6 protein-coding genes and 1 pseudogene are annotated in these 6,972 nt (G+C 47.2%); all 7 read right to left on the bottom strand.

All coding sequences use genetic code 11. The features are described 5' to 3' along the window. Window positions 1–179 (bottom strand): annotated as a pseudogene (locus tag AB5542_RS20780) (cell division protein FtsZ); the annotation flags it as partial. Between the two features lie 12 nt (window positions 180–191). Beyond that, entirely contained in the window at window positions 192–1,562 is a 1,371-nt protein-coding gene (gene ftsZ, locus AB5542_RS20775) for a cell division protein FtsZ (protein ID WP_087420582.1), read from the bottom strand. A 21-nt stretch (window positions 1,563–1,583) separates the two neighbouring features. Then, window positions 1,584–2,750: a cell division FtsA domain-containing protein gene (locus AB5542_RS20770; protein ID WP_279041213.1), complete on the bottom strand. Its 1,167-nt coding sequence runs from the start codon at window positions 2,748–2,750 to the stop codon at window positions 1,584–1,586. A gap of 13 nt (window positions 2,751–2,763) precedes the next feature. Further along, window positions 2,764–3,420 carry a cell division protein FtsQ/DivIB gene (locus tag AB5542_RS20765; protein ID WP_279041215.1) on the bottom strand — a complete coding sequence of 219 codons (657 nt, stop codon included), beginning with the start codon at window positions 3,418–3,420 and terminating at the stop codon, window positions 2,764–2,766. Between the two features lie 150 nt (window positions 3,421–3,570). Further along, complete coding sequence (gene murC / locus AB5542_RS20760) at window positions 3,571–4,938, bottom strand: UDP-N-acetylmuramate--L-alanine ligase (protein WP_279041217.1); 1,368 nt, start codon at window positions 4,936–4,938, stop codon at window positions 3,571–3,573. A 74-nt stretch (window positions 4,939–5,012) separates the two neighbouring features. Beyond that, window positions 5,013–6,107, bottom strand: coding sequence for an undecaprenyldiphospho-muramoylpentapeptide beta-N-acetylglucosaminyltransferase (gene murG, locus AB5542_RS20755; protein WP_279041219.1), 1,095 nt, complete (start codon window positions 6,105–6,107; stop codon window positions 5,013–5,015). A gap of 19 nt (window positions 6,108–6,126) precedes the next feature. Beyond that, window positions 6,127–6,972, bottom strand: an 846-nt coding sequence (locus AB5542_RS20750; protein WP_368243429.1) for an FtsW/RodA/SpoVE family cell cycle protein, incomplete at its 5' end; no start/stop codon positions are given.

The raw sequence follows: 6,972 nt of genomic DNA, 5'->3' as shown, positions 1-6,972 counted from the left end.
GGAATAGGACTATGTTCCAATATTTGCGAATCGGTATTACACAACACGAAATCCACGTCACAGATCCCTTGCCTGTACATGTATTCCACGGCATTACCGCCACCACCTCCGACTCCGATCACCTTAATAATCGGGGTAGTAATCTCAAACTGGTTAAAATTTATCAATCCATCTACCATGATCGTCCATTATTACATTTGTGAATCCCTATTCATATCCTCGTTGAACATATTCCCCAGCTTACGTTTGAACCAACTATCTACATCCGGCACCTCATTCTTTCCCCGTTTGCGCCCGTTCTCCAGTTCAAACTCCCGATCGTACTCCTCGATCCGTTTCCGATGAGTCTCCTCTTCCCGAACCGGTTCATCGTCATCATCGTCGTCAAACACGATAGCCCGTTGACGCTTCCCGACATCCCGCCTCTGTTCACCTCGCTGTTGGCGTAACCGACGACTTTCCTCCAGTTTTTGCTTGCGCATCCGCTCCTCTTCCTCCAACTTCCGGGCATCCACCGTCTGCATCTCCAAATCTTCCACGGTCTCCACCTTGAAAGAAATATTCGTCTTCTTTCTCTCGATCGGTGAACCGTTAAACCCGGTAGCAATCACAGCCACGTGCAACTCATCACCTAGAGCATCATCCTTACCAGCCCCCCAAATCACGTCCACATCGTTCCCGACCAACTCCTTCACGTAATCGGTAATCAAGGTAATCTCATCCATCGTGATCTCCTTACTACCGTACAACATATTCAACAATATATTAGATGCCCCCCGAATATCATTACTATTCAACAAGGGCGATTCCAATGCCATCTTCGCAGCCTCCAACGCACGATTCTCTCCAACCGACTCTCCGGCACCCATCAGCGCCACCCCACTATTCCGCATCACCACCTCCACGTCCGCAAAATCCACGTTCACAAATCCCTTCAACGTGATGATCTCCGCAATACTCTTAGCCGCAATCGTCAACACGTTATCCGCCATCTCGAACGCTTTCGACAACTTCAAATCCCCGTACATATCCCGCAACTTCTCGTTACAGATAATTAACAAAGCATCCACGTAATTCGACAATTCGTCAACACCCTCCATAGCTTGCTCCACTCGTTTCCGTCCCTCAAAACTGAAAGGGATCGTCACTATTCCGATAGTCAGAATACCTAACTCACGAGCTTGTTTGGCAATAATAGGTGCGGCACCCGTTCCGGTTCCACCTCCCATACCTGCCGTGATAAACACCATTTTCGTGTTACGCTCCAATATCGTTTTGATATAATCCAGACTTTCAATAGCCGACTGTTTACCGCGTTCCGGCAAACTTCCCGCTCCACGCCCCTCGGTAAGCTCCTTACCGATCTGAATACGATTCTTCACGGGACTAATCCGCAACGCCTGTATATCCGTGTTACACACCACGAACTCTACGCCCCGAATACCCTGACGGCACATGTGGTTCACGGCATTACTACCGCCTCCACCCACTCCGATCACCTTGATAATCGATTCTTCCTGTGGTGGAATGTTCACAACCAATAAATCATCTTCATTAAGCATAGCTGAAAGGTCTTATATCATTTATTCTTTAAAAAAATTACTAAACCATCCACCGGATTTAGGCTTTTTCACCTCCCGACGTTCACACTGCAACAGTCCCAAAGCCGTAAAATACGCCGGGGACTTCAAACTAGCCTCCCGATCCGCTTTAACACTTGCCACCTTTGCAAATCCGACCGAATGTCCCGACAACTTGGACAACAACACCTCGATCCCCGCCACCTGACAACCGCCTCCGGTCAACAAAATCCCGTCATCCAAATCTTCGTAGCAACCACTTTCCTGCATTTGGAAAATAGCCCCTTCCAACAACTCCTCCAAACGGGATTGCTCCACGTGTACCAAATCATGACTATCAATACAATACTTCGTATCGGGAATCATAATCTTCCGGTTCTTGCACGATGCCCGCAACGCCATACCGAACTCTTCTTTCAGCTTGCGTGCCTTCTCCATGTCATTAATCGAAAATGCTGTATTTATATCCCCATCAATCGTGCTGCATCCTAACGGCAACTCCTCGTCAAAATAAACAAGCCCGTCTTGGAAAACCTGTACTTTGATACTATCCGCCCCCAAATCAAGCAAAGCGAAATTAAACATATCCGATCCTGCCGTGATCATAGCCTTCTGCGCGGCCCCCGCCATCGAATAAAAATCTATCTTATCAACCCCTAGATTGGCAAACATATCCCTCAAATCCCTCAACTCACTACTCCTTGCCACGTACACGTGATAATGGACATCCAACCGTTTCGCCGTAACTCCCACCGGGTTCACCTCGCTCTCCTTATCCACGTAATAAGCGAACGGAACGACATCCACCACTTCCTCATCACCGGCCCCCACCACGCTCCGACACTTTTTCTCCATCTCCTGCAAATCCCCTTGATCTATACTCTTCGGACGGGAAAACTTGATATTCTCCCGGTCTTCAATCTGTTTCACCCACGCCCCGCTCAAAGCAACATTCAAAGCATCAATATGAACCTCATACTCGCTCTTAAAACGATCCAACAAACGCTGGATACATGCTTTTGCCCGAAGTTTATCAACAATTTTGCCCCGTTTAACTCCTTGTGAGGCAATACTTATGACACCGACCAAACGACAATCACTCCCGGACTTTTCTCCGAGAGCCATCACCATTTTTCCAGACCCCATATCCAAAGAAGCTACAAACCCCATAATATCTAATATTTTATTTTCTAACACAAACAACTTGGTTGTCAAACTTCAAATTGATCTCCTTGTAACGATTCCACCCTTTTTTCGTGATACCGTCCTTCAGAAACAACATCAACTTCTCCAACCTCGCCTCGCAATCATCCACCTTTCCCAACACGATCCGGAAATCCCCCACTTTAGGAATCATCACAACATCCTCGTTCGACCTCACAACCAGTTGTTCGATATACGCATCCCAAAATGGTTCATTCTTCAATTTCATCGCGAAAGGACCCAGTTTCTCGCAAGCGAATTTCTTATTTATATCACCGGTTGCTACAACAACCCTGGAAGTAAACTTAGAAGACAACGGCATCACTCTCCCGTCACGATCCACGTAATACCCTTCACCCGTTAGTACTCTCAAAACAGGTTCACGTTGCTGGATATTTACATGAATATAACCGTCTAAACTGTAGTAAACCTGAGCCGATTTAATCATCGGATTCTTGACAAGCACCCTTTCCAAACTATCTTTATTCACCGCCAATATACTTTTGTCCATAATGTCTCCGTACCCCTTCTTTATCGCCTTCATAACATCCTCCTCGTCGACAAACACGTTAACATCCGTATTTTTGACAGTCACCCGTACCCCTCTACATGTTACCTCCCCCGATTTTGTCGCCACAAAGGTAAGCACAATTATCAGGTATACAAGCAAAATGCAAGATAATATGTAAGGTAAAATGCGTTTCATCTCTATTCCCAGCCTACAAATTTAAAATTTCTAATTCAAATTCTCATCTCTTATCCATTACATCCAAACCTGTAACCCCGATCAGCAATCCGTCCCTCCAAACATCTCCGTGAAAATCGGAATAAAACGATCTATATCCCCGGCTCCCACGGTCATAAAAACTCCCTCCTTTACGTTCTCCTTCACATACTCCGGAAACTCTTCCTTCGTCACCCGCACGAATGGCACCGTCAGTTGCTCAGCAATCAAACCCGATGTCACCCCCGGAATCGGTTGCTCCCGTGCCGGGTAAATATCCAGCAGGATCACCTGATCCGCAAGATTCAAACTCTTCGCAAACTCCGGGTAAAAATCATTTGTCCGTGAGTACAAATGAGGCTGAAAAGCTACCGTCAACCTCTTATCCGGCCACATCTCCCGAATAGAAGAAAGAGACGCCTCAATCTCCCGCGGATGATGAGCGTAATCGTCAATATAAATTAATCGGTCACTCTTCGCATGTACGTCAAACCTACGAGAAACCCCTTTAAACAAAGGCAAAGCCACCCGAATCTCTTCCGGTGTCACTCCTGCATACAAAGCCACCGTGATTGCAGCCGTCGCATTCTCCACGTTCACCCGCCCCGGAAAACACATCCTCAAATCCCTTATCTCCACATCTTTCCCGATATAATCAAACAAGTAACTCCCGTTATCCACTCGCAACCGATCGGCATAATAATCCGCTTTCTCCCCGGCAGCATAATACCCGGTAATCGTTCTTTTTTTCAATTCCAACCCCTTACGTAAAAACAACTCACCTCGTGTCTGCAAGGCAAATTCCTCGAAAGCCTCGATCAAATGCTCGTGCGTCCCGTATATATCCAGATGATCCGCATCCATAGCCGTGATTACCGCAATCTCCGGATGTAAATGCAAGAATGAACGATCATACTCGTCCGCCTCGATCACCACATAATCCGAATCCTTATCAATCAACAAATTCGTGCCGAAATTAGAGGAAATTCCCCCTAGGAAAGCACTACATCCCACGTGCGAACGATTCAACAGAAAAGCCAGCATCGTCGTGGTCGTCGTCTTTCCATGCGTTCCGGCAATGCAAAGCGCTTTTTTACTATGGGACAAAAATCCCAGCACCTCCGCCCGTTTATGCAAAGCGTACCCGTTATCCCGGAAAAAACTAAGAATACGATTTTCCTGCGGTACCGCCGGGGTATATACCACCAACGTATGCTCCTTATCCCGGAAAACCTCCCGAACTCCCTTCTCGTCATCCTCGTAAGTAATCTCAAACCCTTCTTCGTCCGTCATTTTTCGTGTCAACGGTGACGGGGTCCGGTCATATCCTGCCACCTCGTAACCCATCACCTTAAAATAACGAGCCAATGCACTCATTCCAATTCCCCCAATACCCACGAAATACACCGCCTTTATATTCTTAATATCCATACCATGAATTTAAAATTTAAAATTTAAAATTTAAAATGGCAGACCATTCAATTCTAAATTTTACATTCTACACTTTAAACTATCTTCAATATTTCCCTCGCAATCATCTCATCCGAATCCTTCATTGCCAGCGTCAAGATATGCTCGGACAAACTTTTCCGTTCCCCATCATCCTGCAACAAGCGTTCCATCACCTCTCCCAAACGCTCCACCACCTCGGCATCCTTCACCATCACGGCAGCTTGTTTATTCACCAGCGCCATAGCATTCTTCGTCTGGTGATCTTCTGCCACGTTAGGCGAGGGTACCAACACCACGGCTTTCCCCAACAAGCACAACTCCGAAATCGTACCTGCACCCGCTCTTGCCACCACCAAATCAGCACAGGCATACGCCAAATCCATCCGTTTCAAAAACGGCATAAACTTCACGTTTTCCGGCATACGTCCCTTCAATTGTTCTTCCAGCTCCTTGTGGTAATAACTCCCGCACTGCCAAATCACCTGCACATCCTTCCACCCCGCAATCTTTTCCAACCATCTCACCATAGCCTTGTTAATCGACCCGGCACCCAGACTACCTCCGGTGACCAGCACCGTTTTCTTATTCGCATCCAGCCCGTAGAAAGCAATCCCCTCCACCCGTTCATTCACGGCATTCAACAAATCCTTCCGCACCGGATTCCCCGTAAATATAATCTTTTCCTTTGGAAAAAAACGTTCCATTCCCTCGTAAGCCACACAAATCTTGGCCGCCTTCTTTGCCAGCAACTTATTAGTTACCCCTGCATAAGAATTTTGCTCCTGTAACACCAACGGAATACCCGCGTTCGTGGCCACCTTTCCAATCGGTCCACTGGCATACCCTCCAACACCAACCACTACATCCGGCTTAAACTCCCGCACCACTCGTTTGGCCTTCTTCAAACTCCGCCATAAATTCCACAATACTTTCAGATTATTCAACGTCAGCTTACGTTGTAACCCTCTCACCGGTAATCCCACGATCTTATACCCGGCTTCCGGCACCTTCTCCATCTCCATCTTCCCCTCTGCCCCCACGAACAGAATCTCTATATCCTTATTCAACCGTTTCAGCGCATTCGCAATAGAAAGGGCAGGAAATATATGTCCTCCCGTTCCGCCTCCACTAATAATTACTTTCTTCATATCTCAAATATCTTCATGTTCAATTTTCCTCGTTCTCTTCTTCCTCGTTTATACCTTGAGCGGCCATCTTTAGTTTCTCCTTCTCTTCCCGTTCTCCCTCTTCCGAGAAAGTATGACTGACACTCAATATCATCCCGAAAGACGCACTCGTGAACAACAGAGAGGTACCCCCCATACTCACCAGCGGCAACGGCTGCCCGGTCACGGGGAAAAGTCCCACGCAAACCCCCATGTTAATCAATGCCTGAAACACGATACACAGCCCCAATCCGGCCACCAGAATCGCCGGGAACATCCTCGTGCAACGTCGCACGATCACCCCTACCCGGTACAAAATAATCAGGTAAAGCAACATCACAATCCCGGCCCCAACCAGTCCGTATTCCTCCACAATAATAGCAAATATAAAATCCGAATACGGGTGAGGCAAGAAATTCCGCTGCACGCTATTTCCCGGTCCCAGCCCCATCAATCCTCCTTTTGCCACGGCAATCTTCGCTTGATCCGACTGGTACGAATCGTCACTGTCCGTCTCGCTCGGGTTCACGAAATGCTCGATACGGCTTTTCACCGTCAGCAAACGTCCCGCCGACTTCAAATGTTTTTCCGGAACGATAAAAACAACCGCCAGCATCAGAATCATCAACCCCACGATCACCCCAATCAACTTCGCATACGTCTTCCAGTATAAACGACCGACAAACAACATCACCAAACAAACCCCGCCCAGCAACGCCGATGTCGAGAAATTCTCCATAAAAATCAAGAACAGCACCGGCACCACTAACGTCATTCGCCATAACACATTATTGCTACAACACTCCTCCGTTTGTTCAAAAGCAATTGCACGGGCACAGTACATAAT

It is taken from the genome of Butyricimonas sp. RTP31003st1_G1_RTP31003_210430, from assembly GCF_040920905.1.
In the GTDB taxonomy this organism is placed as follows: Bacteria; Bacteroidota; Bacteroidia; order Bacteroidales; family Marinifilaceae; genus Butyricimonas; species Butyricimonas paravirosa.
Note: the sequence above shows the minus strand (reverse complement) of the source record. Positions and strands in the feature narration are given on the sequence as shown.

Coding starts and splice junctions, on each gene's coding strand:
- ftsZ (WP_087420582.1), bottom strand. CDS start 1,562: ATGCTTAATGAAGATGATTTATTGGTTGTGAACATTCCACCACAGGAA.
- AB5542_RS20770 (WP_279041213.1), bottom strand. CDS start 2,750: ATGGGGTTTGTAGCTTCTTTGGATATGGGGTCTGGAAAAATGGTGATG.
- murG (WP_279041219.1), bottom strand. CDS start 6,107: ATGAAGAAAGTAATTATTAGTGGAGGCGGAACGGGAGGACATATATTT.
- murC (WP_279041217.1), bottom strand. CDS start 4,938: ATGGATATTAAGAATATAAAGGCGGTGTATTTCGTGGGTATTGGGGGA.